Origin of the sequence: Capnocytophaga sp. H4358 (genome assembly GCF_002302515.1) — a bacterium.
In the GTDB taxonomy this organism is placed as follows: domain Bacteria; phylum Bacteroidota; class Bacteroidia; order Flavobacteriales; family Flavobacteriaceae; genus Capnocytophaga; species Capnocytophaga canis.
In genome coordinates this window covers 2,191,401-2,215,878 of the sequence record NZ_CP022380.1, presented here as the reverse complement: position 1 = coordinate 2,215,878, position 24,478 = coordinate 2,191,401, and the positions used below count along the sequence as shown (strand labels likewise).

Below are 24,478 nucleotides of genomic sequence, written 5' to 3'. Positions count from 1 at the left end.
ACACAAATAGCACTATTATGAAACATCTTTTTTACAGTTTATTTTTAATTTTGACAGTGTCGTGTAGCAAAAGTGACACAAGTGACTACGCTACAGAGTCCTCTGAAAGGGGAATTATTGGGAAATGGCGTTTGGTAGAAGTGCATTCCAGTGATGGTACGCCTCAAGTGAATAAAGTTGATGTTAGTTCCGAAAATTACGTTGTAGTTTTCGATGCAAACGGAAATGTGGAATCTGTTGATTTTCCTTGCGTAGGGAAATATAACTTTGATTCTAATGCTTCAGGAAATTTAGGCAATAACCTTGTAGTAACATTCGATAAATGCAAATCAAACAAGAGTTTTTCGTATTCTATCAATGGATTGGCAAATGCGCGAATTTCGGATTATAATTACCTAATCCTAAACGTTGCAAACTGTGATGAACCTTGCACAAGAGTTTACAGAAGATTGAAATAATCCGATTTTGAAATCGATTTCACTGAGATAAAAATTCTCGAATTGATTGAGCCTCATACAGGATTTGCCTCATTGAACAAATTCAAAACATTAGTAATTATCACAGTAAATTCAAATATTATTTGGTATTAAATAGGATTTAAAAACAGAAAAGGCTGTCCGATAGTTTTAGGACAGCCTTTTGTTTTATTTTTACTTGTTGTTTACTTTGCAATACCGCTAATTTCGATATCAAAAATCAAATCACTATTGGGAGGAATGACACCTGGAGCTCCTGCTTCGCCATACGCCAAAGCCGAAGGAATAAACACACGTACTTTGTCTCCTACGTTCATCGTAAGCATAGCTTCTCTGAAACCTGGAATCAATCCAGCTGAGGTGTTGTAAGGCACCGGAAAAGGCTCATAACCTTTACCTCTTTCACGAGCAGGGTCATATTTTTGATATGCTTCTTCCACTGATTTAATATTGGAATCGAATAAAGTTCCATCAGTTAAATAACCTGCATAGCTAACCAAAACTTGTTCTGTGTTTTTAGGCTTTACCCCTTCTCCTTTTTTCAAACTAAAAACCTGAATACCTGAAGGATATTTCTTAGCTTCTGATTTTTGCTGAGCGATTTCAGTCAAGAATTGTGTTTTTAAAGCCTGTAAAGCTGCTTCTTTTTCTTTAGCTCTTTTTTCTAATGAAGAAAAATACTCCTCAATTGTGGCCTTTGCATCAAATTTTTTAGCATCTTTCCCATTGCGAATGAAAGTTATTTTATTGATTTTAACATCTTCTTTAGGTCTATCAGCCTGATGCGTTGGAACACTTGCGATAGTGTCTATCACCTCAAAACCTTGAACAGTTTCTCCAAAGACAGTGTGACGGCCGTCCAAATGTGGAGTTGGGACTTCGGTAATAAAAAACTGACTTCCATTAGTAGCAGGACCTGCATTTGCCATGGAAAGAATACCTTTTTTATCATGTTTTAAATGCTCAACAAACTCATCTTCAAAACGATATCCTGGGTCTCCCATACCTGTCCCTGTTGGATCTCCTCCTTGTAACATGAAATTTTTGATAACACGATGGAAAATCGTTCCGTTATAGTAGGGTTTATTTTTGTATTCCGCTTTTACAAAGCTGTTTGTTCCTTCTGCCAAGCTCACGAAATTTGCTACCGTAACAGGAGTTTGGTCATAATGTAGTTTTATAACAATATCTCCCTTACTTGTTTGAATATTAGCAAATAACCCATCACCCAATTTGGAATTTTTCTGTGATTTACAACTGAAAAATGCCAAACTTGTAAAAAACAAAGTAATTAATTTCATTGTTTGCATATAATATAATTTTAAATTAATGTTCTGTATTTTTTGGAGCTATTGTTTGATTTTGCTCCATTTTTTCTTTAGCCTTTTCAATTTTGAACACCTGAATTTTGGCTATAACAGGCTGATTACTTTCTATTTTATTTTTATCTCCTCGATAGCCATACGCGGTCTCAGAAGGGAAGAAAAACACTCCACTCTCTCCCTCTTTCAAAATCTTTAGAGCGGAACGTAACCCGAAAAAAAGTTCCTCTTTCTCAACATGATACGTGTATTCACCATCCTCTTTTTCTTGATAAATTTCGTTTCCTTCAAGATCTGAGATACTGTAATCGTAGGTTACAACATCACCAAATGATGCTGTATAGTCAGATTCTGGATTTTGATTGGTATAATAAAATTTAAAGCCGTGTTGTGAATCAACATAGGTGTTTAGCGTATCTTTTTTGATTATAGAATCAATGATAGCCTCTTCCGCTTGGAGCAACAATTTGTTTTTCTTTGCCGATTCTTTCAAAAAAGTGTTGGTCGTTTTCACGGATATGGGTCTTCGAGCTTGTTTTTCGCCACAAGACACTAAAAATACAACACATATTAAGGATACATAAATGTTACGCATAAATCTGGATTATTAATAACGTTTTTTGATAATTTCAGGCAACACTTCCTTGAAGAAAGCCACTGCTTCTTCAATACTTCCATTGTATTTTCCACCCGCGGCGTTCACATGCCCCCCTCCTTTGAAATATTTTCGAGCAAAAACATTCACATCATATTGGTTTTTCGAGCGAAATGACATCTTTACATAATCTTTTTCTTGAATGAATATTACCGCTAATTTGGTATCTTTAATGGTTAATCCATAGTTTACGAATCCTTCGGTATCTCCTTTCTGAGCATCGTTTTGTGCTAACTCTTCAGCTGATAAAGTAATGTAAGCAGTGTCATAGTCTTTCAAATAAACCATATTTTTCAATGCTATGCTCAACAATTGCAATTTATTGTAAGAATTAGTATCGAATACATTGTTATTTATCTGGCTATTATCGGCTCCTTTTTCAATAAGAAATGATGCTTTTTTGAACGTACTGCTTGTTGTGGAGGCATATTTGAAATTACCTGTATCAGTCATCATTCCTGTGTAAAGACAGGTTGCAATGGTTTTATTGATAAGGTTTTGATCTCCCATAGCATCAATAAATGAACAGACCATTGAGCAAGTGGAACTTGCCTTAGGGTTGGAAAAAGCAATCTGTGCATAACCATCAGGTTCTTCATGATGGTCAATCATGACAAAAGTAGCTTTGGACGTTTCTAAAAAAGGGGTTAATGTATCCGCTCGTTTCAAAGAATTAAAATCTAATGTGAAAATGAGCTGTGATTTTTTGATTTGCTCCCTAGCTTTTTCGGGTTGATTATCATATATAAGAATAGTTTCCGCATCGGGTAACCATTTCAAATTACTCGGAAAATCATTTGGAGAAACAACTGTCACATCACAATTCTTTAATTTTAAATAGTGATACAACGCCAAACAACTTCCTATAGCATCTCCATCAGGATTTTTATGAGGAATGATACTTATTTTAGATTGCTTTTTAAGCAATAGTTTTGTGGACTCTATATCATGTATATTCATAGGGGACGAATGTACGACAATATTTTTAATTTTCGATATAGTTTATATTTTTTATAACGTTTATTTTGAAAGTAATAGGAGTGTGTTTTGTGTAATCAATGGGTAATTTAAGAGATGGAAAATACTATTTTCTTCTCTGAATTAACATTATAGCCAAATGTAGAAACTAACACTTTATTTCCTTACGACCGAAAATGAGGTTTTCTAATGACTTATGGATTTTGTAAAATCTGGAATCTCAACAGGGATATTACCATTTTGTACCGAAAGTTCTGAAAGTTCCGTTATGCACGACCATAAGGCTCCATCGTAAACATTTTGATCCAACGGGAGCCCATTCTTGAGGCAATATACCAAACGATAGTCCATGATGATGTCCATTGGTTTTTGATCAGGAAGCAACTCTCTCAAATATGCTGTTTGCTTCACAAACGGATGTTCATTTTCTTGCATGTATAGCTCCATTTCATGGATTGACAGCTGTGGCGTAGCTCTTTTATCAAAATATATTTGTGGCGTAGGATATTTCTGTACAAAACCATCAGTGCCACTTAGCAAAAAAATTCGTGAATAAGGACGTGGACTAGTAGCATCGTGTTGCAAAAGAATCGTTTTTCCTAAAGCTGTTTTGATGAGCGTCAAGTTCATGTCGCCTGTATACTGAACTTGTGCTTGTGGAGAATCCTTACCAAAGGTATTTTCAGCGTATCGTTGCATTCCAATAGCCAGTGAAGACATGGACACTAAACGCGTTAAATTATCTCCTCGCAAGATGTTCATCGCTTGGCAAATTGGTGCTATTCCATGTGTTGGATACGGATTTCCATTGTGAGTTTGGCTGTACTTCATTCGCCATTCCCCTCGAAGAGTATCGCGATCATTTTGTTGAAAATTCAAACGACGTAAATCGTGAATATACGCCCCTTCGCCGTGAACAATTTCCCCCAGTAGTCCTTTTTGAATCATCTGTAAGGTCATCAATTCAAAATTGTCATAACAAGTATTTTCAAGCATCATGCAATGTCGCTGAGTGGCTTCGGCTGTTTTTACAATTTTCCAACAATCGTCCACAGTCATGGCTAGAGGAACTTCAATGGCTACGTGTTTGCCTTGTTGCATGGCATAAACAGCCATTTCAGTATGCATCTCCCAAGGAGTAGAAATATACACCAAGTCAAGATTCGGTAGCTGACAAAGTTTTTTCCAATCTTCTTTTCCTGATAAAAAAACAGGAGCAACAGATTGTTTTTCAGTGATTTTTTTTGCTTTTTCGATATATTCGGGATAAATATCGCATATTGCCGAAATATGCACATCCAAGCACATATAACGTTTCAACGCCTCTACACCTCGAATGCCTACACCTATGAATCCGATTGAAAGATTTTCAATAGGAGCTACAGCTAAATTAAAAACACTTTTTGTCATTATTCCCCTTTTTTATATTATTATCGCTCATCCGCCATATCCACCTCTACACGTAAGTTATTGATGATAAACTCCTGTCTGTCAGGGGTATTTTTTCCCATATAAAAATCTAAAAGCTGATCAGTGTGGATGGTTTTATCCATCATTACAGGATCTAAACGAATATCCTCTCCTATGAAATGCTTAAATTCATCTGGAGAAATCTCTCCCAATCCTTTAAAGCGAGTAATTTCAGGTTTTCCTTTGAGCTTTTTGATAGCGTTTTGCTTTTCTTCCTCGCTGTAGCAATATATCTTCTGTTGTTTATCTCTAACACGAAACAAAGGGGTTTGCAAAATATATACATGTCCTTCTTTGATAAGTTCGGGAAAAAATTGCAAGAAAAACGTTATTAAAAGCAAACGAATATGCATTCCATCCACATCAGCATCAGTGGCGATGACAATGTTATTATATCGTAAATCGTCGATTGAGTCTTCAATGTTCAAGGCCGCTTGCAGTAGGTTAAACTCTTCATTTTCATACACAATACGTTTGGTCATCCCGTAAGTGTTCAACGGTTTTCCTTTCAAGCTAAACACGGCTTGTGTTTCCACATCCCTTGACTTGGTAATTGAGCCCGACGCTGAGTCTCCCTCCGTTATAAATAATGTTGTTTCTAAATTTCGTGAATTCTTTGAATCGGTCAAATGCACACGACAGTCCCGCAATTTTTTGTTGTGCAAACTTGCTTTTTTAGCATATTCCCGTGCCGTTTTTCGAATACCCGCCAACTCTTTGCGTTCACGCTCGGCTTGTTCGATTTTTTTCTTGATTTCTTCGGCTACTTCCAAATTTTTATGCAAAAAATCATCTAAATGCTTGCCTATAAAATCATTGATATATGCTCGAACTGAAGGCATTCCTTCACCCATTTCAGTTGAACCAAGCTTCGTTTTTGTCTGACTTTCAAACACAGGCTCCATAACTTTAATTGAAATGGCTGCAATTACGGACTTACGGATATCTGCTGCTTCATATGATTTGTTATAATAATCACGAAGCGTTTTCACGAAAGCCTCTCGAAATGCTGTTAAATGGGTTCCTCCTTGTGTTGTGTTTTGACCATTGACAAACGAATAATACTCCTCACTATACTGAGTGCGACTGTGAGTTATAGCAACCTCAATATCATCTCCTTTCAGATGGATAATTGGGTATAGAAAGTCCTCTTCATTATTATTATCATTCAATAAATCCTTGAGTCCATTTTCTGAATAAAACCTCTCTCCATTGAAGTGAATCGTCAGTCCTGGATTTAGATATACATAATTTTTGAGCATACGCGTAATATACTCATTCCTAAACTTATAGTTTTTAAAAATACTTTCATCGGGAATAAAAATCACGTTGGTTCCTCGCCGTTTGTTTGATTCCTCCACAGGGGACTCTTCAAGCAATATTCCTTTCTCAAAAATTGCAGATTTTGATTGGTTATCACGTACCGATTCCACTTTGAAATAAGTTGAAAGGGCGTTTACTGCCTTGGTTCCGACCCCATTCAACCCTACGGATTTTTTGAACGCTCGGGAATCATACTTTCCTCCCGTGTTCATTTTTGAAACTACATCCACTACTTTCCCCAACGGAATCCCACGGCCATAATCACGTACATCCACACGGTTATCGCTGATTTTCACTTCTATAGTTTTACCAGCTCCCATGACAAATTCGTCAATACAGTTATCTAAAACCTCTTTTAAGAGAATGTAGATTCCGTCATCGGAAGAGGAACCATCGCCTAATTTTCCGATATACATACCCGGACGCATACGGATATGCTCCCGCCAATCCAACGATTTGATATTATCTTCCGTATATTGTATATTCTCCATAAGTGACAAAGTATTTCAAAAACTGTGTGCGAAGATACTAAAATTTACATTTGTTCGAAAATTTGAAAATTATTTTTTTCAAATCTGACACCTCCTTACCCCTACTCCATTTCAAAACTGTGGATAATTTTTTGAATACCCTAACTATTTTTGATTGCTTATTTTGTAACTTTGTAGGCTAAAAACATTCAGACACTATGTACTTAATTTTCGATACGGAAACTACAGGTTTACCTAAACGTTGGGACGCTCCCTTTACAGATACCGACAACTGGCCACGTGCTGTGCAAATTGCATGGCAATTACACGACCGAATGGGAAATCTGGTGGAACATCAAGATTTTTTGATTGCTCCTGATGATTTTAACATTCCGTACGATGCTGAAATAGTTCACGGAATTTCCACAGAACTCGCTCAAAGTAAAGGAGTTCCAATTCAGGTTGTTTTTGAAAAATTCAACGATGCTCTGAAAAAATCTCAGTATGTAGTAGGGCAAAACATAGGCTTTGATATCAACATTATGGGGGCGGAATTTCTACGTTATGGGGTAGAAAGCCCATTGACCACAATGCCTATTTTGGATACGTGTACTGAAATTACTGCCGAACTATGCAAGATCCCTGGAGGACGAGGAGGGCGATTTAAATTACCTACCCTAACAGAATTACACGAATTTTTATTCGGAATCCCCTTTGATGAAGCCCATAACGCGACGGCCGACGTGGAAGCCACCACACGCTGTTTCTTTGAGTTGATTCGCATCGAGCAAGGATTTTCAAAAGAGTTTATTACGCCAGAGTATGTTTCCGATTTTCAAAAACACAATCCTACTGAAATTCAACCTATTGGGCTTAAACACATCAATTTAAAAGAGGCCTCCGACAAAATCCGTCAATCTCAAAAAACTGAAGGTGGACTTACTGAGCAACAGATAGAAGCCAACATAGCTCTACTCGAAGATGCTCCTTTTGCCCATTTGCACAACCATACGCAATTCTCTGTTTTACAATCTACTACATCCATCTCCGATTTAGTAAAAAAAACCGCTCAGGAGAAAATGCCCGCCGTGGCTTTGACCGATAGCGGAAATATGATGGCTGCTTTTCATTTTGTAAAAGAAGTGGCAGGATATAACAAATCGGCAGAAGCTAAAAACAAACAGGCCATCGAAAATGGCGAACAACCCACTGAAATTACTATAAAACCAATTGTAGGTTGCGAATTTAATGTATGTGAAGACCATTTGGATAAATCACACCAAGATAATGGATATCAAATAGTTATACTTGCAAAAAACAAAAAAGGCTACCATAACTTAGCAAAAATGGCTTCCATAGCCTACACTCAAGGATATTACTATGTACCTCGAATTGATAAGAAAATCGTAGAACAATATAAGAGCGATTTGATGGTACTTTCGGGAGGAATGAACGGAGAGATCTCGTCCAAAGTACTGAATATCGGTCAAAAACAAGCTGAAGATGCTCTTTTGTGGTGGAAAGAACAATTTAGGGAAGATTTTTACATCGAAATCATGCGACATGGCCAGGAAGATGAAAATCGCGTAAACATAACGCTTATCGAACTCGCTAAAAAGCACCATGTAAAGCTCATTGCAACTAATAACACCTTCTATATCAACCAAAAAGATGCAAACGCACACGATATTTTGCTATGTGTAAAAGATAATGAAAAACAGGCAACTCCTATCGGTCGTGGGCGTGGTTATCGGTTTGGGATGCCTAATGAGGAGTATTATTACAAATCGACGGAGGAGATGAAAGCTTTATTTAAAGATTTACCCGAAGCGATTTTAAATATTTCCGAAGTTATCAGCAAGGTGGAACCCTACGGTTTGGGACGAGATGTTCTACTACCTAAATTCGATATTCCTGCTGAATTTACAGTGGAGGACGACCCCGATGGAAAGAAGGGAGAGAACAACTATTTGCGACATCTTACATACGTAGGTGCAGAAAAAAAATACAAGCAAGGCATTACGGACGAAATTCGAGAACGCCTTGATTTTGAATTATCTATTATAGAAAAAACCGGATATCCAGGATATTTTCTTATTGTACAGGACTTCATTGCTGCTGCTCGGAATATGGGAGTATCGGTAGGGCCAGGACGTGGCTCGGCAGCAGGTTCTGCTGTAGCTTACTGCTTAGGAATTACCAACATGGATCCAATTGAATACGACCTCCTCTTTGAGCGTTTTCTGAATCCTGACCGTGTGAGTATGCCTGATATTGATATTGATTTTGAAGATTCGGGTCGCCAGCTTGTAATTGACTATGTAATAAATAAATACGGGGCAAACCAAGTAGCTCGAATCATCACCTACGGAACGATGGCCGCTAAATCATCTATCAAAGATACGGCTCGTGTTTTAGCTGTTCCCATTGAAGAATCAAACCGACTGGCTGGTTTAGTACCTGATAAAATGCCTTCGCTCAAAAAGATTTTCAATGCCGATGATAAAACCTTGAAAGAAAAAATACGCTCCGAAGACTTCCCTAAGGTCAACGAACTTAAACAGTTATTAGAAGGCGATGATTTGAGTAGCCAAACCATCCAACAGGCAAGAGTTTTAGAAGGTTCGGTACGTAATACGGGGGTTCATGCTTGTGGAGTTATCATCACTCCAGATGATATTACTAATTTTGTACCAATTTCATTAGCAAAAGATTCGGATTTATTCGTTACCCAATTCGATAACTCGGTAGTAGAGAGTGCAGGACTTCTGAAAATGGACTTTTTGGGGCTTAGTACACTCACCCTTATCAAAGATACAGTGGAAATCATTAAATTACGTCAAGGAATTGACCTTGATCCTGAGGAGTTTCCACTGGACGATAAAAAAACTTATGAACTTTTCCAACGAGGTGAAACCGTCGGTATTTTTCAATACGAGTCCCTTGGAATGCAAAAATACATGAAGGAGTTGAAGCCTACTGTTTTCGCTGATCTCATTGCGATGAATGCTCTCTATCGACCTGGCCCGTTGGAGTATATCCCGAGTTTCATTCGCCGAAAACATGGTACGGAACCTATTGTGTATGACCTTGAAGCTATGGAGGAATACCTTAAAGAAACGTACGGAATCACAGTGTATCAAGAGCAGGTAATGCTCCTTTCTCAGAAATTAGCAGGATTTACCAAAGGTGATGCAGACACTCTGCGTAAGGCAATGGGTAAAAAACAGAAGGACGTACTGGACAAGATGAAACCTAAATTCATCAGTCAGGCTGCCGAAAGAGGACATAACCCCGAAAAGTTAGAAAAAATTTGGAGAGATTGGGAAGCCTTTGCAAGTTACGCCTTTAACAAATCACATTCCACATGTTACGCTTGGATTGGCTATCAAACAGCTTTTTTGAAAGCTAACTACCCCGCAGAATTTATGGCGGCCGTACTATCCAATAACATGAATGATATCAAGCAAGTTACTTTCTTTTTAGAAGAATGCAAACGAATGGGAATCAAAGTTTTAAGCCCTGATGTAAACGAATCTTTCTATAAATTTACGGTAAACAAAAACGGAGATATTCGCTTTGGGTTAGGAGCTATCAAAGGAGTAGGAAGAAATGCCGTAGACACCATAGTGGAACATCGTAAAGAAGGAATGTACACATCTATTTTTGATGTAGCAAAACGCGTTGATTATAAAAATATCAATAAAAAAGCCTTTGAGAATATTGCACTTGCAGGAGGTTTTGATTCATTTACGAAAGTACATAGAGCTCAATACTTTCACGCCGAAGCTGATGGAATTCCTTTTTTGGAAAAAGCAATCCGTTTTGGAAGTAAGTACCAAGAAAGTAAGAATTCTGCTCAGATGAGTCTATTCGGAGGCAGTAGCGAAGTAGATGTCCCTGAACCCATAGTTCCCAACTGCGAAACATGGGGTAATTTGGAGCAACTACGCCGTGAAAAGGAAGTTATCGGGATTTATATTTCGGGGCACCCTTTGGATGAATTTAAACACGTTATTCGGCAATATTGCAACTTATCACTAAATCAACTATCTGATTTAAAATCTTTTGTAAACAGAGAAGTAAATGTTGCTGGAATGATTACGGACGTGAAACACAACACTGCTAAAAACGGAAAAGGTTGGGCTTCATTCATCATGGAAGACTATGATGGTGCGTATGAATTTCGTTTATTCAACGAAGATTATTTAAAATTCCGTAACTATTTGATCCCGTCAACATTTCTGTTTTGCAAATTCAAAGTAGAAGAAGGCTGGGTTAAAAAAGATACCAACGAACGGGGTGAACCACGCATAAAATTCATGGAAATGATTATGATGCAAGATGTTCTACAAAAGATGACAAAAAAAGTAGCTTTCGAATTTGGCGTAAATGATATTTCGGAACATACAGTTCATTTTTTTAAAGAGAATATAGCAAAATTTTCAGGAAACTGCCCTGTCATCTACAGGATAAAATCTGCCGAAGAAAAAATATCCATTAGCATGGACAATCCAAATCAAGGTGTACATATTTCGAACGAATTTTTAGATGCCTTAGACAAGGAAAAAATACGCTATCTACTAAACGAACGAGAACCTAAAAAACTCATCGACACCAAAGAAGATTCTAAAACGGTAGAAACTGAAGAGGAGGAAGAGATTCATGAATCATTAGTTGATGATAATGATTAAAGCGATAAAAAACATAACGAAACTTGTAAGAAAACAACCCTCAGTAGAATACCAGAAAGTAAAATGATTGTACTTATTAAGCATTATATAATTCTAATATGGGGAAAAAAAATAACACACTAAATCCGTAAAAACAAAGTAAAAAAGCTCGTATGGTGTCTCGTCCTGAAAAAAAATGATACAGGATTGAACAAATAAAAGGTTGTATCGTAATCCTTTAACTCACTCTGGTTTTACACACCCTTGCTATAATGCAGATACAGACATCAAAAAACTTACTTGGACTCCTAAAACAGATAAACGTAAACGTATTGATTTGATTTATTACAAAGGAAAAGGAATTAAAGTATTAGAAGCCAAACTTTTTGGAACGGATAGTTCTGTTTGTCGGTCAAAGCCTATTAAAGATGATTTTCAGGATACAATTATAAAACCTTTGGGGATATATCCCAGCGACCATAAAGGAGTTTGGATGAAGTTCAAAATTACCCCTTCAAAAAGATCCAAAAAATAAAAAAAGTCATTATACTGTTTAGTAACAAAGGATTAAATCTTTAAAAGTTGAGGCAAACACACAAAATTTAAGACAATATAACAAAAAATGGTGCTTAAAAACCTTGTAAAGCATTGTCTTTTATAGACTTATAAGAGTTATAATGAAAGTGGTTTCATTATAACTCTTATTTTATGTCCAAAACGAATAAAAAATGTCCAGTTTGTGGTTCTAATCACATCATCAAAAAAGGAAAAAGAAATGGAAAACAACGCTTTCAATGTGGAGATTGTCAGGCAAATTTTACGATTAAAAACATTGGTGTAAAAAGAAAAAATCAATTCATTTGGTTCAGAAAATGGATAATGGAAAGGCAAGTCTATAAAACCCTTTCGAGGGATAGCACAATGAGCCAATCTACCCTTCAAAACCTCTTTAAACATTACCTTTCACAAGTTCCTACCCTCAGCATCAAAAGCAAGACAAAGGTTCATCTCTTGATTGATGGCACCTACTTTTCCAATGGATTATGCCTGATACTCTACTACGATTATGACATTCGATATGTGCAACTTTACCGCCAAACCAACAAGGAAAAACTTCGTGATATAAAGGAAGATTTGGAAAACTTAAAGAAGCTGAATGTGGCAGTTTACAGTGTAACCTGCGATGGGCATAAATCTATTTTAGGAGCGGTAAAAAAGGTATTTCCAGAGGTGATTATCCAAAGATGTTTAGTGCATATTAAACGACAGATTAAGAACTATTTAAGTGGTAGCCCAAAACATTTTATTAGCCAACAGCTTTTGTGTTTATCCAAAGAAATTACGCATCTAAAAACCAATGAACAGGCTAACGACTGGGTAAATAGATTTTACCAGTGGTATGTTGAAAATCAATATTTTATAGAAGAAAAATCAATGAATGAAGAAACTGGATTTCAGTGGTTTAAACATAAAAATCTACACTTAGCTACTTATCATATTATCAATGCCTTACCCAATATGTTTGCATATCTGAAAGATAGTGAAATCCCTTATACTACCAATCGTTTAGAAGCCTATTTTACGCATTTGAAAGAGAAATTAACCTTGCATAGAGGACTTCGTTTTGAGGCTAAAAAGAACTTTATAAAATGGTATTTATATTTTAAAAATCAAGGGGGATAAGGTTTTTTTAGCCATAGGGTTCATCCGATAGTTTTAATAAAAAAGGGTGAGAAAAACTCACCCCTAAAACTATCGTTTTGAACATTGATTGTATTGCTGACAATGAACTATGTTCGTAACCTTCGTAAAAGCTATTCGCTTTTTCTCGCTTATTCCTCAGCAGAGCTTGTTTCCTCTTCCAATCAATGTGCGAAATATAAGCATTTTTTATCAATTAAAAAAGCACCATTTTTTACCACATTGCCAAATTTAAAATAATTTTCTGTGCTCAGCATATCTACCACAGGCAAATAGTAGTTTGTCATAAATTCAATACCTCAATTAGCATATTTATTTCAGCTAATTGAGGTACCTACTAACTATGAAAACTAAACCTATCTTCTTAACTATATTTTATCAAACCCTGTGTATTTTCTTAACACTTCTGGGATAACTATACCATCTTCAGTTTGGTAATTTTCTAAAATTCCAGCCAATACTCGTGGCAAGGCCAAAGAACTTCCATTGAGGGTATGAGCCAATTTATTTTTGCCTTCAGTATCTTTATACCGCAATTTTAATCGGTTGGATTGGAACGTTTCAAAATTAGATACAGAACTGATTTCCAACCATTTTTGTTGTGCTGTGGAATACACCTCAAAATCATACGTCAATGCTGATGTGAAGCCCAAATCACCACCACAAAGACGTAAAATACGATATGGCAACTTCAATTCATTTAAAATTGATTTAACGTGTTCCACCATCATATCCAAGGCTTTATAGGAATTATCAGGGTGTTCTACACGCACAATTTCCACTTTATCGAACTGATGTAAGCGATTCAATCCACGAACATGAGCTCCATAACTTCCTGCCTCGCGGCGGAAACAAGGCGTATAAGCTGTACAACATATAGGCAACTCATTTTCAGATACTAACACATCTCTGAAAAAATTTGTGACAGGCACTTCTGCCGTAGGGATAAGATACAAATCATCTAAACCAACGTGATACATCTGTCCTTCTTTATCAGGCAACTGCCCTGTACCGTATCCCGATGCTTCGTTCACCACATGGGGTACTTGAAACTCTTGGTAACCTGCTTCAGTATTCTTATCTAAGAAATAGGTAATCAACGCACGTTGCAGTTTTGCTCCCTTACCCTTATAGACTGGAAAACCAGCTCCAGTAATTTTCACACCCAATTCAAAGTCTATAATATCGTACTTTTTTGCTAATTCCCAATGTGGCAAAGCTTTATCTCCTAAGTTAGGTACTTCTCCCGCTTGAAAAACTACTTCATTATCAGTATCTGACACTCCAAAGGGCACCAGCTCATTTGGTATATTCGGAATGCGGTACAACAATACATTAAGATTTTCAGAAATTTCATTCAAAGCGTCCGATAAAGTTTTAGATTTATCTTTAAGTTCACCTGTTTTGGCTTTTAGTTCATTCGCTTTTTGGGTGTCTCCTGATTTGAATAAAATTCCGATTTCTTTTGAAATATTATTTGATTCTGCTAATACCTTATCTAATTCGGCTTGGGTTGCACGTCTTTTCTCATCTAAATTGATGATGTCATCAACTAAATGTAAGTCTTTGAAATTTCGCTTTTTAAGTCCGTTTAAAACAACGTCTTTGTTCTCCCTAACAAACGTAAGTTGTAACATATTTCGTATACTTTATATTTTAGATTATTGAACTCACAAAAATACAATAATATTTCACAAAGACAAAGAATAACCTCATTTTTCTAAAAAAATTAAGTCTTATGATTTATTAATCGAAAATCATTTCTAAATTTGCGTATTAAAATATTTGAAATGGAAAACAAAGAATTACAATTCAAAACAAATCTTAATTGCGGAGGATGTGTATCAAAAGTACAGAATGAGTTAGATAACGCTTTAGGGAAAGACCAATGGAGCGTTGATACTGATAATCCTGATAAAATTCTACGTGTGAACAGCGATGTTTCTGCTGAAAAGATTATTGAAATCGTAAAAAGTAAAGGATTTAACATTGAATTTTTGGAGTCATAATCCAAAAAAACATTGTTTTTTCACTGACAGACTTTTTTAGAGCGTTGATGTTTCCTGTTTCGGAAAACATCCAACGCTCTTTCATTAGTCTCCTAAGCATAAATATATCACAGGAGTAATATCATCCTCGTAACCTTCAATTTCAAAACCTTCAAAGAAGATATTGTCGCCAAGTTCTTTGTTTTGCAAACAGTTGTGGATATTCCAAAGCAGTTCCAATGCACCAAAAGAATTATTATCTCCTGATTGAAGTTCTGCAATGATTTCCGCTTGATAAAAACCGTTTTGCTCGTTGTACTGATTAAAAATATTGTCAATCGGCTCAACGAATTCCTCAAATGGTAATAAATCTTTCTCGCTTCTAACCCATGCCTCGTAAATAACTTTCACTTTAGATGTTTTGAACAGGGTTGTAAAGGGGTTAAAATAATCTAAATCTTGTTCGATGTACTCGTTATAAGCCCGAACATCATCCCAAAATTGCATCAGCCCCACGTAATTGATTTTATTGAATGCCCATGCTACGCCATCCAAGGCAGCATGATTTTCAGATGGGACAAAATTTTCGCATACGTTCAATCGATTTACATCTACCACTGGAGGATAAGGAATTGCTTTCGCTTCGAATCGTTCAATGAGAGCTTCTGCCATATTTTGCAATTTATAAAGCATCTCTTCCTCATAGAGCGGTACTAAAGTGAAGAATTGAACTTGGCGTCCAGTAGGAAGTGTTACTAAGGCATTACTACGGTCTTTAGTTTCGCTTCCTATGAGCATCAAACAAGTGAACGGAGTATCAGGCAAAGGTTCTCCTGTTGGAATAGTATGCCCCCAATCTAAAAAAGTTTGTTGTTCAATAGGTAGCTGTGCTAAGGTTTTGAGCCATCTGATCGGCCAAAAATCTTTTTCATCATTTCCGTAAACATTCCAATCGGGAGGAAGGTTAATCATTAATTCGGCATTAGTACTCCCTTCATGATCTTGGGGAACGAGCATATCAAAGGCTCCCATTCCTCCTGTTATTAGGGTGTAGTAATTCCGTTCAGGCGTAGGCTTGATGATGTAAATATCACAGGGAATGTCAGATGAAATAAGTTCAGGGAATACATCATCAATTTGACCTATGTTTTCAGAAATATAATTCTTTAAAGTATCTAACTCATCTTCAGTGTAATAAACAGCAGAAAAGTCATCTGTGGTAGTAAACATTAGGGAATTGAGTTTCTCATCATAGACAACAAATCCTTCTTCAATATTTTTAGTAGTGGTATAGAGCCACGACCAAATGTTGGGACTAACATAATCTACGTAATAACTTTGGAGCTTATCCGAAAGGGAAACACTGATCAGCTGCCCAAAGTCTTCTTCATTGATGCTATCAAAATCAAAACACAAATATTCTTCGTTTCCTTGCTCATTATGTTGCATCAAAAACGGAATCCAACGTTGGCTAAACAATTGATTTTTGATAATGTCGTCATCAAAAAAATCATCGGACGAAAATGTTAAATCTTGCCAATTTTCTCCAAAATTGTTTACCACAAATGTTAGCCATCGCTTTTGTAGTTCTTCTACTTCTTGAATGGAAATAAAACGTTGTGCATTATTAAGGAAAAAAACATTGTTATCCGTTTGTCCATCAAAAGTTTTATAAAAATAACGTACGTCCTCAGGCAAATTAATGCCCATTCTTTGCTCAAAAGCATCCAATGTTGTATCTGAAGCTCCTTTGCCGAGTACAGAAACTAAAGCAGGTGCTTTTTCTTGAATAAGTGCTATGAACTTTTCGAACAGAAATTCAAATTTCAAAGCTCCTTGTGGAGCAACTTCAGTGGGTTTCAATCCTTTTTGCTCAGCAATTTTGAGAAATTCCAGTAAATCTTTTCCATTACCCTCAGAGGCATGTGAAAGATGTTCTTTCGCTTTCTCTATATTATCTAAAAAGAAATAGGCATAGCCAATGCGATAGTGCCATATTTGGGAAGGTATATCATCTTTGACGTAGTTAAAGACACTCACAGCCTTTTGCAAGTAAGCACGATTCTCTTCAGAGGGCATCAGCCAATAAAAATTATTGTACGCACGGCCTAATTCACTTAAAACTTGCGATGTTTTTTGTTGTACAGGAAGGTTTTCAATAAATTCAATAATGGCGGATACTTTGTTGTCTTTATCCCACTTTTCTATCTTTGCTAAGATTTGTTTTTCAGTCATAAAAGTTATTTTACCAGAAAAATATATTCTAAGCGACAAAAGTAAATCAAAAAGATAGAACCCGAAAATATTTCAAATAAAACTATTGTGGTATTTTATAAAAGTAGTATCTTTGGCTCTCATAATATGATTTGATATAACCATGGAATATAATTTTGACGAAATCAACGACCGCAGTAAGAGCGATGCTCTCAAATTAGAAGCACTTCAACCACGTTGGGGAAGAACGGATTTATTAGCAATGTGGATTGCTGATATGGATTTTAAAACACCTCCTTTTATAGTGAACGCTTTGAAAAAACGGATGGAATGCGAAATTTTTGGATATACGGCTAAACCACAACAATGGTATGACGCTATTATCAATTGGCAACAAAAACGTTTTGGTTGGAATATCAGTCAAGAGATGATTTCTTTCACCCCGGGGGTTGTACCTGCCCTAGCAATGGTTGTACAGGCTTTTACGGAAAAAGGTGACAAAGTCTTGATTCAACAGCCTGTGTACTATCCATTTTCATTGGTAGTGGAGAACAACAACAGAGTTTTGGTAAACAGTCCTTTGGAACTGATTGACGGTCAATACCAGATCAATTTTGATAGATTGGAAAAAGACATCAAAGGATGTAAGGTATTTCTATTCTGTCATCCTCACAATCCAGGAGGTCGAGTTTGGCGACGTGATGAGCTGGAACGTGTAGCAGACATTTGCCATAGAAACAATGTGGTACTGGTATCCGATGAAATTCATGCTGATTTAACTTTACCTCCGCATAAACATATCCCATTAGGTAGCGTAAGTGATCAAGCTCGTCAAATGAGTATTACGTTCGCATCACCCAGCAAGGCTTTCAATATGGCAGGATTTACAACCTCCTATGCCGTAATTCAAAATCCTGAATTGCGAGAGAAATTCCAAAGCTATGTAGAAGGAAACATGCTCGGCGACGGAAACGTATTTGCTTATCAAACGGTAATCGCTGCTTACACAGAAGGAGAGGAATGGTTAAACAAGCTATTGAAATATATTCAGAAAAACATTGACTTTGTAGTGGACTATGTGGAAAAGAACATTCCAAAAGTGAAATGTATCGTTCCAGAGGCTTCCTACCTGGTGTTTTTAGACTTCCGAGGGTTGGAAATCTGTCAAGAGAGTTTAGTTCATCTGTGTGTTGATGGAGCTAAATTGGCATTAAACGACGGAGCTATGTACGGCAAAGAAGGTGAAGGATTCATGCGTATTAATTTAGCTTGTCCTCAAAGCATTATTGCTCAAGCACTTCATCAGTTGAAAGATGCTATTGAAAAACAAGAAGAATGTGTTTAAAAAGTAGATCCACAATAATGTTCCACCTGATGTAAATTCCCTTGAGGGTGGAACGCTTTTTCTTGCTATCGTATGAAAATTTTGCACAATTTTCCTATTAGGAATAAGGTTAAGTTAATGGTAATTAAATTAATCCTTAGCTAAATTTTTACCCAGACTCCTTTTTTGAGAAAAGAAAAAATTTGTGTGAAGCCTAATGATTAATGTTTATAGAATGATAAAAAGTAAGATTTACACCTTTGTTCTGTTTTGTTTGTTGCCCTTGTGTAGTTACGCACAGGAAGATGAGGATGACGGAATGATTCAAAGTCCTTCCAAAGTGGATAAAAAAAATAGAGACTATGGAGTGAAATATTTGGAAGACCAATTTTATTTGGGACTAACATACAATATTCTAAGCTCAAAAGCATCAAGAGTAGTCCAACACGGTCTTTCCCATGGCATTCATACGGGTATCATGCGTGACATTCCGCTAAACGAACGTCGCAACGTAGGAATCGCCGTAGGGATGGGGTATGCCTATGATCTGGTATATAGTAACATTGTCGTTTTCAGCGAAAATGGTGTGCGAACCTATCAAATTCCCGACGGACTCAAGTCCTTGAATTTGAACAAAAATAACTTTTCATTACACACATTAGAGATTCCTCTGGAGTTCCGATGGCGAACCTCAACAGCGGAAGATCATAAGTTCTGGCGAATTTACACAGGAATGAAATTTGGTTATGTCCTAAAATCCAAAAGTTTTTACGAGCATAACGAGTTGAGTACTTCCTTCTCTAATCTCGAATTAAAAGGAAAATTTCACACAAAACTCTACGCTGCATTAGGCTACAACGCCGTAAACTTTTACGTTCAATACAGCTTGACTCCTCTATTCAAAAATGTCAACACCATTGAAGGGACTTCCTTGAAAGCAAATATCCTTCAATTAGGAGTGATGTTCTATATTTTGTAAAAGGTAAATTTAGAAAAGAATTTCACCTTTTAAAATTCAGTAAGAAAGTCTTAAATTAAGAAAATATACCTAATATGAAAATAATAGCCATGATACCAGCTCGTTACGGAGCAACACGTTTTCCAGGTAAACTCATGAAAGACTTGGGAGGAAAACCTGTAATTGTTCAAACTTTTGAAGCTGTACGTGCCACACAACTCTTTGAAGATGTGTACGTGGTAACCGATGATGCCCGCATTGAACAGGCTATTATTGAAGTTGGCGGCAAAGTCATTCGTAGTAAAAGAGAATATCAGAGCGGAAGTGACCGATTAGCTGAGGCTTGTGAGTCTATGAATGTAGATGTAGTGGTAAACATTCAAGGAGACGAACCATTTACAGCTAAAAAAAACTTAGAGATGCTCATTGAGATTTTTAAAAAAGACACTGACAATCAAGTTGATGTAGCTACTTTAATGGAAGAGTTATATGATTTTGAAGATATAAAAAATCCAAACAACGTGAAGGTAGTTACAAACAACTCGGGAGATGCTCTCTATTTTTCGAGAGCTTGTATTCCTTTTCCTCGCGATGAAAAATCGTTAGGTAACTATTTTAAACATATTGGAATTTACGCATATCGCAAACCTGCATTGATACAATTTTCTCAATTGGAAGAATCAATGTTAGAAACTACAGAAAAATTAGAACAGCTCCGTTATTTAGAAAATGGATTTAAAATTCGTGTAGCCAAAACAGATATCCCTACCATTGGCATCGATACAGAAAGCGACTTGGAAAAAGCTCGAAAAATTTGGAATAGTTTATAAAAACAGAGAAGAAATATTAAATGAAGAAAGGTTACTTAACAGAATGTCAAGTAACCTTTTTTCAAGAAATTAACTATGGAATTTAATTGGGCATCATTCGTACGTAACGGATGTATCCCTTGCCTTCAACCTTGCTTTTCAAACTCTGCGAAGTAAGTTCAAACTCTACATCAGTAGCGTAATATTTTTGGTCTTCCACCGCAGTTTCAAAACGGATTTTGTAGCCTTTATCAATTTTATCATCCTCTATTTCAATCACTTTCACAGCTCGTTGTCCTCCACTAATAGTTTCTCCCGTGATAGCATCGATGGTCTCTCGTTTTCCATAGAACTTCCACCACTCCGGTAAATCACTATACCACTCTGGATCATCACCCAACACCTGCAAAGTCTTTTCATATTTACCCTCGGGATTCAACAAAGAAACCACAATATAAGCCCCTTCTCCATCGTAATTCGTAAGTTGAATCATACATTTATATTTAGAACTTGGTTGCTGTTTTGTGAATGAAAAAGTCACTAATACAAGTGCTAAAATCCCAATTAATTGTTTGATTTTCATAGTAAATTATTTTAAAAAATTAATATTCAATCCATTTAAGGCCTCATTTTCTTGTGCCAAATCATAAGCCGATTCACCAAAATCTGTGGTTACGGTTTTATCAGCCCCTTTTTCAAGTAAAAAGTTAATTATGTCCAAATTTTTAGCCGTCATAATAGCTTGATGCAATGGAGTAAGCCCTTCTTCATTTTTAGTATCAACGCTCACACTTGCTGAACTCGCCTTTTGTAACAAATCTAAATTCCCTTTCTGAACAGCTAAATGATAGATCGTATTACCATTAGCCTGAAGTTGAGCCATGTCCAATCCTTTTTCAAGCAAAATATCCCATTTTTTATTAAAATCTTCTTGGTTACGTGGACTATAGCCATCCACCAAATAGTAAACTAAGGAATTTCCTTTATCATCTTTCACATTCACATCAGCTCCCTTACCAATTAAAAAATCAACTACTTCAGCTGAATTTCGGTGAACAGCTAACGTCAAAGCTGACTGTTTATGATTGTTAACGGCATTGATATTTTGCGTTTTATCCGCCAAGAGGGTAACAATGGGGAGTACATTCGAAGAGGCAGCGTTCATCAACGGACTTTGACCAGAAGCGTTTGTTTGATTCACATCATTTCCTTTTTCGATAAAATATGACAATACCCCTACATCTCTATGTCTGAACGAAAGTATGAATAGAGGTGTTAAACCTTCTTTATCTTTTTGATTTGGATTAATACCTAAACTTTCAACATACTTGAAAAAAGATATATCGTTTGATTTACCTCGTCCTCCTTCAGCAGCTGCAAAAGCTATGTTTTGTCCCTTTTTATTAACAGCCTTTACATCTATTTTCTTCTTAATCAGCTGATTGATAATATCTTGATTACCATAACGAGCCGCATAAAAAATGGAATTATCACCTTTATTATCAACATCTTTCAATGACAAACCTTTTTTGATAAAATAATCAACCTCTTTCAAATCTTTAAGGTGTGGAATCAGCAAGAGCAAAGCTGTAGCCCCATTTTCGTTTCTATCCTTAACATTGGCTCCATATTTTATAAGCATCTCGTAAAATTCAATGGATTTGTTTCCTCTGACAGCTGAAAACAAAAGTGGTGAATACAGATGAGAATCACGAACATCCGTTTTAGCTCCTTTGTCAAGCAAATATTTAGCTACATCCAAACGATTTTGGAATGCTGCCCAAAAAATGTAAGTACGCTTGTCATGAGTTAGTTTATCAACTTCATTGCCTTTGAGCGAAAGTAAATAAACGATAGTCTCAAACGAGGCTCCGTTATTTATAGCCAATGAAGTCGCATCATAAGCTCTTTCATTTAGAGCTACAGGGTCATTACCTTCAGCAATTTTTTGCTTTACCTGTTCCACTGAGGGCTTTGATTTCCAAAAATCCGCACTAAAAAAAACATTATTCTGTGCTGATATACAAGTTGTTATAAACACAAATAAAGATACAAGTTTTTTCTTCATATTAATTCTAATTAAAAACAATTGTGCAAATATAGCTATTTAGATTTAATTTAGATAACATAAAGTCACTTTTTTTAAAATATTTTCTGAATATCCAAATTGTTGGTATTTGCAAATTACCAACACAATTCATATCTTTGGCAAAACTTTTAAAATCTATGATAGCAGAAGCATCTTTAATGGGTTTTTTGAGAACCCTTCTGATTGTTTTACTTGTAATTTTAGGACTTCGGATTCTTATTAGGATTCTAATGCCTTTTGTGTTGCGTTATTTTTTTAAGAAAGTAGAAAAAAAGATATATAACCAATTTCAACAAACTCAAAATCAATATCAAAGGCAAACCGACAGTCGTCAAACCATTATGAATGACGATGCTCGGTCAAAAGAATCAACTTCGAGAAAGAAAAAAGTAGGAGAATATATTGATTTTGAAGAAATTAAATAATTTAGTTTCGAATCAAAAACATTGCGTCAACACAAAATTTTTGCGTATCAATTCTTCATCCATTCCTTTGTAGTATTCCTTTCGATTAAAATCCATTAAATAAATATATTTTATGTAACGACTCAATTGACGATAAACCAATGATTTATGGTTAAAATCTCCGATTACATACAACGGAATACGCTCGGAATCAATTCCTAATTGTTCGATACAGTAAAGCGTGTAAAATAAAAAATCTTCTGTGGTTTCGTAATAAAATCGATTGAAGTGATAAAGTTTTTTATCTTTAAATACCACAAAATAAAAGGAACTTTGTTCCGTATAGGCATACATAATTTGATAGGAATGCGAAGCATAATGCTTAAGCAACATACGCAAAAGAGAAGATGAAAAGTGGTTGTAGTCCACCATTCCATAGTGTTCAATTAAGATATTATTAATCAGAACATCAGGAACATAGACATTTACGATATCAATAGGAATAATTTTATCAACTTCGATAAATTTTTCTTTTAGCCCAGAGGTGTCAATGCTATATTTCAAATAATTAACAGCTTCTTTTTCGTCAGAAAAAAGAGCTTGTGGAATAAGGGTGTAAGCTGGTGTGTTATGTAACACTTTGATATTGTTAAAATCCTGCCTTAAATCTTCTTCGGATTGTAAAATAGTATAGACTTGTTTTTCAATTTCCTGATTACTTTTATTGAAATTTACAGAAAAATTGTAAATTGACTCAACGTAGTTCAACACAGGATTGAAAACACAAAAAGAAAGTCCATCCAAGTTAATTTGAATGGACAATTCTTTAAAATAAGGTTCTAATATATTATTTTCTTGCAGTTTTTGCATCGTATGAAGTTGGCCAGTTACCATTAATTGTGATATCGTCTAATGAACCTACTTTGATTAAATCACCCTTAACTTCTTCTACTGAATTTCTTGCTATTTCAACTTGAACATCATTTTCATCTTGATCCCATAGAACTACTTTCTTAGGCACATACGCCTCAAAAACAGAGGCTTGAACACCATTTCTATCCAACATAGCTGTATTCATTACGAATTGTTCTTCTTTGCTTTTAGCGTGTGGTACATAACGTAAATTCTTATAGCGATCAGAATTTTTGAACAAGGAATCTTTCACAGCTACATAACCTAAGGTATCAACAACAACACCTTGTTTCAACATGTCAATTTTATAGACTTTGTCGTATTCAACCCAACTTGTGTCACGCTGCGAAGTGATAGTGAATTTAGCTGTTTCGATAAATGAAGTCAATTCATCAAAATTAGCTGCATACTTTCCTTTAACAACTCGGTGAGCTTCCTGTGCATCACGAATGTCTTTGAGTTTGCGGATTACTTCTGTGTAACGCTCTGTTTTAATTTTTTTAAACTGAATAGGACCTGTAACTGATTTGTAAATCATGAAGCAGAAAAATAGACCTACTGCCCAAAGTGCGATTTGTAAAACTTTTTTCATTTTTTAAAATATTATTTTATTCAAATTTCTTGACTGGTTAATGCAAAGCTACAATTTTTTTTTGTTATAAAAAGTTTTTTCGCAAAAAAAATTATATTTTTGAGGTCTATTTTTGACATG

The 24,478-nt window shown here is 35.8% G+C and carries 20 protein-coding genes; 9 read left to right on the top strand and 11 right to left on the bottom strand.

All coding sequences use genetic code 11. The annotated features are described in order from the left end of the window. Positions 1 to 17: 17 nt before the first annotated feature. Positions 18 to 458 carry a hypothetical protein gene (locus CGC49_RS09355; RefSeq protein WP_095912474.1) on the top strand — a complete coding sequence of 147 codons (441 nt, stop codon included), beginning with the start codon at positions 18 to 20 and terminating at the stop codon, positions 456 to 458. A 203-nt stretch (positions 459 to 661) separates the two neighbouring features. On the opposite strand, the gene CGC49_RS09350 is transcribed toward CGC49_RS09355, so the two are convergent. The 5 genes from CGC49_RS09350 to CGC49_RS09330 form a co-directional block, all read right to left on the bottom strand. Continuing rightward, positions 662 to 1,786, bottom strand: a complete 1,125-nt coding sequence (locus CGC49_RS09350) for a peptidylprolyl isomerase (protein ID WP_095912473.1) — start codon at positions 1,784 to 1,786, stop codon at positions 662 to 664. Positions 1,787 to 1,802: 16 nt separating this feature from the next. After that, positions 1,803 to 2,393, bottom strand: a complete 591-nt coding sequence (gene gldI, locus CGC49_RS09345; protein WP_095912472.1) for a gliding motility-associated peptidyl-prolyl isomerase GldI — start codon at positions 2,391 to 2,393, stop codon at positions 1,803 to 1,805. A gap of 12 nt (positions 2,394 to 2,405) precedes the next feature. Further along, positions 2,406 to 3,413 (bottom strand): bifunctional oligoribonuclease/PAP phosphatase NrnA, encoded by a 1,008-nt coding sequence (locus tag CGC49_RS09340; RefSeq protein ID WP_095912471.1) that lies wholly within the window; start codon positions 3,411 to 3,413, stop codon positions 2,406 to 2,408. Positions 3,414 to 3,617: 204 nt separating this feature from the next. Further along, positions 3,618 to 4,841: a Gfo/Idh/MocA family protein gene (locus CGC49_RS09335; RefSeq protein ID WP_095912470.1), complete on the bottom strand. Its 1,224-nt coding sequence runs from the start codon at positions 4,839 to 4,841 to the stop codon at positions 3,618 to 3,620. 20 nt (positions 4,842 to 4,861) lie between these two features. Then, positions 4,862 to 6,715 carry a DNA topoisomerase IV subunit B gene (locus CGC49_RS09330; protein ID WP_095912469.1) on the bottom strand — a complete coding sequence of 618 codons (1,854 nt, stop codon included), beginning with the start codon at positions 6,713 to 6,715 and terminating at the stop codon, positions 4,862 to 4,864. A 197-nt stretch (positions 6,716 to 6,912) separates the two neighbouring features. On the opposite strand from CGC49_RS09330, the gene dnaE reads away from it, so the two are divergent. The 3 genes from dnaE to CGC49_RS09315 all read left to right on the top strand — a co-directional run bounded on the left by dnaE (position 6,913) and on the right by CGC49_RS09315 (position 13,050). Continuing rightward, positions 6,913 to 11,388, top strand: coding sequence for a DNA polymerase III subunit alpha (gene dnaE, locus CGC49_RS09325; protein ID WP_095912468.1), 4,476 nt, complete (start codon positions 6,913 to 6,915; stop codon positions 11,386 to 11,388). Between the two features lie 202 nt (positions 11,389 to 11,590). Beyond that, on the top strand, positions 11,591 to 11,902 hold the full coding sequence (locus CGC49_RS09320; protein ID WP_095912467.1) for a hypothetical protein: 312 nt from the start codon (positions 11,591 to 11,593) through the stop codon (positions 11,900 to 11,902). A 173-nt stretch (positions 11,903 to 12,075) separates the two neighbouring features. Next, positions 12,076 to 13,050, top strand: coding sequence for a transposase (locus CGC49_RS09315; protein WP_095912466.1), 975 nt, complete (start codon positions 12,076 to 12,078; stop codon positions 13,048 to 13,050). 386 nt (positions 13,051 to 13,436) lie between these two features. On the opposite strand, the gene serS is transcribed toward CGC49_RS09315, so the two are convergent. Beyond that, positions 13,437 to 14,705: a serine--tRNA ligase gene (gene serS, locus CGC49_RS09310; protein WP_095912465.1), complete on the bottom strand. Its 1,269-nt coding sequence runs from the start codon at positions 14,703 to 14,705 to the stop codon at positions 13,437 to 13,439. Positions 14,706 to 14,858: 153 nt separating this feature from the next. Here serS and CGC49_RS09305 point away from each other — a divergent pair, with 153 nt between their 5' ends. After that, positions 14,859 to 15,077 carry a heavy-metal-associated domain-containing protein gene (locus CGC49_RS09305; RefSeq protein WP_042009945.1) on the top strand — a complete coding sequence of 73 codons (219 nt, stop codon included), beginning with the start codon at positions 14,859 to 14,861 and terminating at the stop codon, positions 15,075 to 15,077. 84 nt (positions 15,078 to 15,161) lie between these two features. Here CGC49_RS09305 and CGC49_RS09300 read toward each other — a convergent pair whose 3' ends face one another. Continuing rightward, positions 15,162 to 17,291: a suppressor of fused domain protein gene (locus tag CGC49_RS09300; RefSeq protein WP_095912464.1), complete on the bottom strand. Its 2,130-nt coding sequence runs from the start codon at positions 17,289 to 17,291 to the stop codon at positions 15,162 to 15,164. 142 nt (positions 17,292 to 17,433) lie between these two features. On the opposite strand from CGC49_RS09300, the gene CGC49_RS09295 reads away from it, so the two are divergent. The 3 genes from CGC49_RS09295 to kdsB all read left to right on the top strand — a co-directional run bounded on the left by CGC49_RS09295 (position 17,434) and on the right by kdsB (position 20,382). Beyond that, a complete protein-coding gene (locus CGC49_RS09295; RefSeq protein WP_095912463.1) occupies positions 17,434 to 18,615 on the top strand; it encodes a MalY/PatB family protein in 1,182 nt (393 codons plus the stop codon). 214 nt (positions 18,616 to 18,829) lie between these two features. Then, positions 18,830 to 19,573, top strand: a complete 744-nt coding sequence (locus CGC49_RS09290) for a porin family protein (RefSeq protein ID WP_095912462.1) — start codon at positions 18,830 to 18,832, stop codon at positions 19,571 to 19,573. A gap of 74 nt (positions 19,574 to 19,647) precedes the next feature. Beyond that, positions 19,648 to 20,382, top strand: a complete 735-nt coding sequence (gene kdsB / locus CGC49_RS09285) for a 3-deoxy-manno-octulosonate cytidylyltransferase (RefSeq protein ID WP_095912461.1) — start codon at positions 19,648 to 19,650, stop codon at positions 20,380 to 20,382. A gap of 82 nt (positions 20,383 to 20,464) precedes the next feature. Here the strand turns inward: kdsB and CGC49_RS09280 are convergent, their stop codons facing one another. Together CGC49_RS09280 and CGC49_RS09275 are read right to left on the bottom strand one after the other, a co-directional pair. Further along, positions 20,465 to 20,944, bottom strand: a complete 480-nt coding sequence (locus CGC49_RS09280) for a DUF2271 domain-containing protein (RefSeq protein WP_042009932.1) — start codon at positions 20,942 to 20,944, stop codon at positions 20,465 to 20,467. Positions 20,945 to 20,950: 6 nt separating this feature from the next. Next, complete coding sequence (locus tag CGC49_RS09275; RefSeq protein ID WP_095912460.1) at positions 20,951 to 22,429, bottom strand: ankyrin repeat domain-containing protein; 1,479 nt, start codon at positions 22,427 to 22,429, stop codon at positions 20,951 to 20,953. A 158-nt stretch (positions 22,430 to 22,587) separates the two neighbouring features. On the opposite strand from CGC49_RS09275, the gene CGC49_RS09270 reads away from it, so the two are divergent. Next, positions 22,588 to 22,875 (top strand): DUF4834 family protein, encoded by a 288-nt coding sequence (locus tag CGC49_RS09270; protein WP_042009962.1) that lies wholly within the window; start codon positions 22,588 to 22,590, stop codon positions 22,873 to 22,875. Between the two features lie 12 nt (positions 22,876 to 22,887). Here the strand turns inward: CGC49_RS09270 and CGC49_RS09265 are convergent, their stop codons facing one another. Beyond that, complete coding sequence (locus CGC49_RS09265) at positions 22,888 to 23,724, bottom strand: DUF3822 family protein (protein ID WP_082023482.1); 837 nt, start codon at positions 23,722 to 23,724, stop codon at positions 22,888 to 22,890. Continuing rightward, positions 23,702 to 24,358, bottom strand: a complete 657-nt coding sequence (locus CGC49_RS09260) for a hypothetical protein (protein ID WP_042009927.1) — start codon at positions 24,356 to 24,358, stop codon at positions 23,702 to 23,704. Before CGC49_RS09260 ends, CGC49_RS09265 begins: the two co-directional genes overlap by 23 nt. Positions 24,359 to 24,478 lie beyond the last annotated feature (120 nt).

What these genes read in the sequence shown, in the direction of transcription:
- CGC49_RS09355 (WP_095912474.1), top strand. Translation starts at nt 18, where the DNA reads ATGAAACATCTTTTTTACAGTTTATTTTTAATTTTGACAGTGTCGTGT.
- CGC49_RS09350 (WP_095912473.1), bottom strand. Translation starts at nt 1,786, where the DNA reads ATGCAAACAATGAAATTAATTACTTTGTTTTTTACAAGTTTGGCATTT.
- gldI (WP_095912472.1), bottom strand. Translation starts at nt 2,393, where the DNA reads ATGCGTAACATTTATGTATCCTTAATATGTGTTGTATTTTTAGTGTCT.
- CGC49_RS09340 (WP_095912471.1), bottom strand. Translation starts at nt 3,413, where the DNA reads ATGAATATACATGATATAGAGTCCACAAAACTATTGCTTAAAAAGCAA.
- CGC49_RS09335 (WP_095912470.1), bottom strand. Translation starts at nt 4,841, where the DNA reads ATGACAAAAAGTGTTTTTAATTTAGCTGTAGCTCCTATTGAAAATCTT.
- CGC49_RS09330 (WP_095912469.1), bottom strand. Translation starts at nt 6,715, where the DNA reads ATGGAGAATATACAATATACGGAAGATAATATCAAATCGTTGGATTGG.
- dnaE (WP_095912468.1), top strand. Translation starts at nt 6,913, where the DNA reads ATGTACTTAATTTTCGATACGGAAACTACAGGTTTACCTAAACGTTGG.
- CGC49_RS09315 (WP_095912466.1), top strand. Translation starts at nt 12,076, where the DNA reads ATGTCCAAAACGAATAAAAAATGTCCAGTTTGTGGTTCTAATCACATC.
- serS (WP_095912465.1), bottom strand. Translation starts at nt 14,705, where the DNA reads ATGTTACAACTTACGTTTGTTAGGGAGAACAAAGACGTTGTTTTAAAC.
- CGC49_RS09305 (WP_042009945.1), top strand. Translation starts at nt 14,859, where the DNA reads ATGGAAAACAAAGAATTACAATTCAAAACAAATCTTAATTGCGGAGGA.
- CGC49_RS09300 (WP_095912464.1), bottom strand. Translation starts at nt 17,291, where the DNA reads ATGACTGAAAAACAAATCTTAGCAAAGATAGAAAAGTGGGATAAAGAC.
- CGC49_RS09295 (WP_095912463.1), top strand. Translation starts at nt 17,434, where the DNA reads ATGGAATATAATTTTGACGAAATCAACGACCGCAGTAAGAGCGATGCT.
- CGC49_RS09290 (WP_095912462.1), top strand. Translation starts at nt 18,830, where the DNA reads ATGATAAAAAGTAAGATTTACACCTTTGTTCTGTTTTGTTTGTTGCCC.
- kdsB (WP_095912461.1), top strand. Translation starts at nt 19,648, where the DNA reads ATGAAAATAATAGCCATGATACCAGCTCGTTACGGAGCAACACGTTTT.
- CGC49_RS09280 (WP_042009932.1), bottom strand. Translation starts at nt 20,944, where the DNA reads ATGAAAATCAAACAATTAATTGGGATTTTAGCACTTGTATTAGTGACT.
- CGC49_RS09275 (WP_095912460.1), bottom strand. Translation starts at nt 22,429, where the DNA reads ATGAAGAAAAAACTTGTATCTTTATTTGTGTTTATAACAACTTGTATA.
- CGC49_RS09270 (WP_042009962.1), top strand. Translation starts at nt 22,588, where the DNA reads ATGATAGCAGAAGCATCTTTAATGGGTTTTTTGAGAACCCTTCTGATT.
- CGC49_RS09265 (WP_082023482.1), bottom strand. Translation starts at nt 23,724, where the DNA reads ATGCAAAAACTGCAAGAAAATAATATATTAGAACCTTATTTTAAAGAA.
- CGC49_RS09260 (WP_042009927.1), bottom strand. Translation starts at nt 24,358, where the DNA reads ATGAAAAAAGTTTTACAAATCGCACTTTGGGCAGTAGGTCTATTTTTC.